Source organism: Bradyrhizobium sp. (assembly GCF_017881085.1).
Lineage (GTDB): Bacteria > Pseudomonadota > Alphaproteobacteria > Rhizobiales > Xanthobacteraceae > Bradyrhizobium.
Map to the genome: position 1 here is coordinate 1 of NZ_JADGRI010000359.1, position 5125 is coordinate 5125.

The window sequence follows — 5125 nt, forward strand, 5'->3', positions numbered from 1 at the left end:
CCACAACGATCTCGGCATGGCGGTGGCGAATTCGCTGGCCGGCATCGCCGGCGGCGCGCGGCAGATCGAATGCACCGTCAACGGCATCGGCGAGCGGGCGGGCAATGCCGCGCTCGAGGAGGTCGTGATGGCGATGAACGTCCGCAACGACGTGTTTCCGTGGTGGAACAAGATCGACACCACCATGCTGACGCGGGCCTCGAAGCTGGTGTCGGCGGCGACCTCGTTTCCGGTGCAGTACAACAAGGCGATCGTCGGCCGCAATGCGTTCGCGCATGAAAGCGGCATCCACCAGGATGGCGTGCTGAAGGATGCCTCGACCTACGAGATCATGAAGCCGGAAATGGTCGGCCTGAAGCAGTCCTCGCTGGTGCTGGGCAAGCACTCGGGCCGTCATGCCTTCGTGCACAAGCTGGAGGAGATGGGCTACAAGCTCGGCGCCAACCAGCTGGAAGATGCGTTCGTGCGGATGAAGGCGCTGGCCGACCGCAAGAAGGACATCTATGACGAGGACATCGAGGCGCTGGTCGATCAGGAAATCGCCAACGCGCATGACCGCATCAAGCTGTCGTCGCTGACGGTGATCGCGGGCACCCATGGTCCGCAGCGCGCCACCATGAAGCTCAACATCGACGGCCAGACTAGGATCGAGGAAGCCGAGGGCAACGGCCCGGTGGACGCGGTGTTCAACTGCATCAAGGCCCTGGTGCCGCACGAGGCCAAGCTGGAGCTCTACCAGGTCCACGCCGTCACCGAAGGCACCGACGCGCAGGCCGAAGTGTCGGTGCGGCTTGCCCATGAAGGCCGCTCGATGACCGCGCGCGCCTCCGATCCGGATACGCTGGTGGCCTCGGCCAAGGCCTATCTCGGCGCGCTCAACAAGATCGTCATGAAGCGCCAGCGCGACGTGCCGGCGGCCGCGGCGAGCTGACTTCTCCAAAAGACACAAGTCTGAACCGGAAACGTGGCGCCCTCGGCGTCGCGTTTTTGCACTGCAGCAAAGATCCTTAACTGTAGCGAAGCTGGCAAAAACCCCTCCTAAAAGCGCAATGGCATTTCGGCCGGCTTCTCTGTATTGGTGCCGCAGGAATTGGGCACCGGGGCAGGGCTCCGCGGTCCGCGAAAATCATGCGGGAGGTAACATGCGTAAGTTGATATTGGCCGCAGCGTCGGTCGCGGCATTGGCGCTGGTCGGTCCGGCCTCGGCGCAGGCGCCGATCGTCATCAAGTTCAGCCACGTCGTGGCGTCCGACACGCCGAAGGGCAAGGCGGCCGACAAGTTCAAGGAACTGGCCGAGAAATACACGGGCGGCAAGGTCAAGGTCGAAGTCTATCCGAATTCGACGCTCTACAAGGACAAGGAAGAGCTCGAAGCCCTGCAGCTCGGCGCGGTGCAGATGCTGGCGCCGTCTAACTCCAAGTTCGGCCCGATCGGCGTCAAGGAGTTCGAGGTGTTCGATCTCCCCTACATCCTCCCCGATCTGGCGACCTTGCGTAAGGTGACCGACGGTCCGTTGGGCGCGCGGCTGCTCAAGCTGCTTGATTCGAAGGGCATGACCGGTCTCGCTTACTGGGACAACGGCTTCAAGCAGATGACCGCCAACAAGAAGCTGGTCACCCCGGCGGACTATAAAGGCGTGAAGTTCCGCATCCAGTCGTCCAAGGTTCTCGAGGCGCAGTTCCGCGCGCTGGGTTCGATCCCGCAGGTGATGGCGTTCGGCGAAGTGTACCAGGCGCTGCAGACCGGCGTGGTCGATGGCCAGGAGAACACCTGGTCGAACATCTACACCCAGAAGATGCACGAGGTGCAGAAATACGCCACCGTCACCAATCATGGCTATATCGGCTACGTCGTGGTCGTGAACAAGAAGTTCTGGGACGGTCTGCCCGCCGACATTCGCACCGAGCTCGACAAGGCGATGAAGGAAGCGACCGCCTTCGGCAACGGCCAGTCGGCGAAGGAAAACGACGACGCGCTCGCCGAGATCAAGAAATCCGGCAAGACCGAAATCATTCCTTTGACGCCGGATCAGGACGCCGCGATGCGCAAGGCGATGGAGCCGGTCTATAAGGATGTCGCCAGCCGCGTCGGCCAGCCGCTGATCGACGAGTTCCTGAAGGAAACCGGAGCGGCCAGCCACTAAAATGCAAAACGCCGGGCGGGCCCCCGAGGGGCTTGCCATGAATTTTCGCGGCGCGCCGGGTCAGGGGACCGGCCGGCGCCGACTTCACACAAATAGCGAAACGATGTGTCCGGTGTTTGACCGGATGCACGGGGGAAGAGATGCTTCGTATCCTTGATCGGCTCGAGGAAATCCTGATCAGTTCGCTGATGGGCGCCGCGACGCTGCTGATTTTCATTTCCGTCGTGCACCGCTTCGGCACCGGGATATCGTTTCTCTATCCATTTTTCATTCAGATCCACATCGCCTGGGCGCAGGAGCTGTGCATCTACATGTTTATCTGGATGGCGAAGTTCGGCGCCGCCTACGGTGTGCGAACCGGCATCCATGTCGGCGTCGACGTGCTGATAAACCAGCTCAATGACCGCTGGCGGAAGGGCGTCATCCTGTTCGGCCTGTTCGGCGGCGCCCTGTTCACGGCCATCGTCGGCACCATGGGCGCCAAATTCGTCATCGAATTGATGAGCACCGACCAGGTCTCGCCCGACCTCGAATTGCCAAGCTGGCTGGTCTACGCCTGCATCCCGCTCGGTTCCTATTTGATGTGCTTCCGCTTCCTGCAGGTGGCATGGACCTATTGGTGGACCGGCGATCTGCCGCATCATGATGCCACCCATGTCGATGGCGTCGAAGTCAGCGCCACGGCGCCGGTTGCGCTGGGAGAGGCGTGATGAGCGCTGCCGTCATTTTCGGACTGCTGTTTGCCCTGATGCTGACGGGCATGCCGATTTCGATTTCGCTCGGCCTCACCGTGCTGACCTTCCTGTTCACGATGACGGAAGTGCCGATCGAAAGCGTCGGACTGAAACTGTTCTCCGGTCTCGACAATTTCGGCATCATGGCGATTCCGTTTTTCATCCTGGCCGGCACCTTCTTGACCCGTGGCGGCGTCGCGCGCCGGATGATCGCGTTCACGACGTCGCTGGTCGGCCATTTCCCGGGCGGCCTCGGCCTTGCCGGCGTCGCGGCCTGCGCGATGTTCGCGGCGATCTCGGGATCGAGCGTCGCCACCGTGGTCGCGATCGGTTCGATCATGATGCCCGCCATGGTCGAACACGGCTATCCGCGCCGCTTCGGCGTCGGCGTGATCTCGACATCGGGCGCGCTCGGCATCCTGGTGCCGCCCTCGATCATCCTGGTGCTGTACGGCGTTTCCACCAACACCTCGATCGGCGCGCTGTTCATGGCCGGCATCGTGCCGGGCGTCATCCTGGCGCTGATGCTGGCGGCCGTGACCTGGTTCGTGGCCTGGCGCAACGGCTATCCGCGCATGCAAAAGGCGACGCTCGGCCAGCAATGGACCGCCTTCCGCGAAAGTCTCTGGGGGCTGCTGCTGATCGGCATCGTGCTTGGTGGCATCTATGGCGGCATCTTCACGCCGACGGAAGCCGCCGCGGTCGCCGCGGTCTATGCCTTCTTCATCACCGTGTTCGTCTACAAGGAACTCAGGCTCAGCGAAGTGCCGAAGGTGCTGCTGCAGGCGGCCAGCATGAGTTCGATGCTGCTCTACATCATCACCAACGCGGTGTTGTTCTCGTTCCTGATGACGCATGAGCAGATTCCGCAGGAAATGGCCGCCTGGATCATCGACAAGAATTTCTCGATCTGGATGTTCCTCTTGGTGGTCAACATCATCCTGCTGCTGGCGGGCAATGTGATGGATCCGTCCTCGATCCTCCTGATCATGGCGCCGATCCTGTTTCCGCTCGCGACCAAGCTCGGCATCCATCCCGTTCATCTCGGTGTGCTGATGATCGTCAACACCGAAGTCGGGCTTTGCCATCCGCCGGTGGGATTGAATCTCTATATCGCCAGCAGCATAGCCAAAATGGGTATCAGCGAGATCACCATTGCGGTGTTGCCATGGTTGTGCGCGATGCTGGTGTTCCTCGGGCTGATTACCTACATCCCGGAGATTTCGTTGTGGCTGCCGCGGCTGTTGGGAATGATTTGAAACTGCAGATTACATCTTGGTAAGACAGCGATGTCTTTCCAAACTGTAAGTTGATTGCGGCACCGGACGCGCTCATCCTCAGTCAACCTTCAAAGGAGGTTCACATGAAGAAGTTTGCCATTGCCGGCATTGCGGCGCTCGCCATCGCCGGTTCGACCGCGGTCTATGCCCAGCAGCACCATCCGTGGTTTCACGAGCACATGCAGCACATGCGAATGAATCCGGAGGACCGGGCCGCCTTTACCGACGCGCGGATCGCCGCTGTCCACGCCGGGCTGAAGCTCAATGCCGACCAGGAGAAGCTGTGGCCGCCGGTCGAGACCGCGGTGCGGGATTTCGCCAAACTGCGAATCGATCGCGCCAACGCGCGGATGAACGCGCAGAAGGATGACGACCAGCAGAAGCCCGATGATCCGGTGTCGCGCCTGCGCGAACGCGCCGACAACATGGCGACCTCGGCGGCGGCGCTGAAGAAGATCGCGGACGCGGCCGACCCGCTCTACAAGACCCTGGACGACGGCCAGAAGCGCCGCCTCGCCATGCTGACCCATCTGGAGGGCCGGTTCGGCGGCGGCTGGCGGCACCGCGGCTACGAGCACGGCATGATGGATGGCGATCGGGACCGGGACGGCGGACCGGGCCGGGATCATATGGAGCATATGGATCACGGCGACCGGGGCGGCCCTGACCGGCTCTAGCCGCGCGGTCCTGAATCCCCCGATGTTCAAGCAAAAGCCGCCGGATTCCGGCGGCTTTTCGCGTCTTCTCACCCGGGAAAACCCCAATGGTTTGCTGGACATCGCCGAATCGCTTTGCTAAACGACGCCCTCTTGTGAAGGCTTTCCGGGGCCAGGTTCCGGGCGCATAGCTCAGTTGGTAGAGCAGATGACTCTTAATCATCGGGTCCCAGGTTCGAGCCCTGGTGCGCCCACCAAATAATGAAGCGTTTTCAATAACTTGCTGGACGGAAGAATTTCTTGTTCTTCAA

Annotated in this window: 5 protein-coding genes and 1 tRNA gene; all 6 read left to right on the plus strand. The window is 61.6% G+C overall.

Going from position 1 to position 5125, the window contains the following annotated elements; genetic code table 11:
• A partial coding sequence (locus tag QZ213_RS24355; RefSeq protein ID WP_291688631.1) for a 2-isopropylmalate synthase occupies positions 1-931 on the plus strand: 931 nt, incomplete at its 5' end.
• Positions 932-1142: 211 nt separating this feature from the next.
• On the plus strand, positions 1143-2144 hold the full coding sequence (locus QZ213_RS24360) for a TRAP transporter substrate-binding protein (protein ID WP_291688632.1): 1002 nt from the start codon (positions 1143-1145) through the stop codon (positions 2142-2144).
• Positions 2145-2284: 140 nt separating this feature from the next.
• Complete coding sequence (locus QZ213_RS24365) at positions 2285-2854, plus strand: TRAP transporter small permease (protein ID WP_291688633.1); 570 nt, start codon at positions 2285-2287, stop codon at positions 2852-2854.
• Positions 2854-4137, plus strand: coding sequence for a TRAP transporter large permease subunit (locus tag QZ213_RS24370; protein ID WP_291688634.1), 1284 nt, complete (start codon positions 2854-2856; stop codon positions 4135-4137). The genes QZ213_RS24365 and QZ213_RS24370 overlap by 1 nt, the downstream gene beginning before the upstream one ends.
• A 104-nt stretch (positions 4138-4241) precedes the next feature.
• The gene (locus QZ213_RS24375; RefSeq protein ID WP_291688635.1) at positions 4242-4835 is read left to right on the plus strand and encodes a Spy/CpxP family protein refolding chaperone; all 594 of its coding nucleotides are present in this window, start codon (positions 4242-4244) and stop codon (positions 4833-4835) included.
• Between the two features lie 160 nt (positions 4836-4995).
• Positions 4996-5071 (plus strand) — tRNA-Lys (locus QZ213_RS24380).
• Positions 5072-5125: the final 54 nt, after the last annotated feature.